The 323-nt window shown below is 59.1% G+C and carries 1 protein-coding gene; it reads right to left on the reverse strand.

Annotated elements, in window-relative coordinates; all coding sequences use genetic code 11:
* Positions 1–323: immunoglobulin-like domain-containing protein (locus tag AC5PZ0_RS28340; RefSeq protein ID WP_493856225.1), on the reverse strand; the 323-nt coding region annotated here is incomplete at both ends.

The following is a 323-nucleotide window of genomic DNA, read 5'->3' on the forward strand; positions in this document are numbered from 1 at the left end:
GGCACGGTAATGACGGTAGTGCCGTCGCTCAGCGTGAAGGTCAGCGCCGAATGCTTGTCGATCGGCAAGCCATCTTTGTTGGTCAGGGTGATGGTGTAAGTGATCGCACCACCTTCGGTGACCGAAGGTGTAGCAGTCAGCTTGGCCACCACGTCGTCGGTGGTGTCGGTGACTTTGACCGAGGCTGCATCGCCCAGCTGCAGGTTTTCGAAGGCACGACCGTCAACATCGACGGCGGACTTGATACCCAGCTCGATTTCACCGGCGTCTTTGTAGACGTCATCGCCTTGCGCTTCGTGGGTGTACGGCGCGCTGGTTTCACC

Source organism: Pseudomonas sp. 5.2, assembly GCF_059025405.1.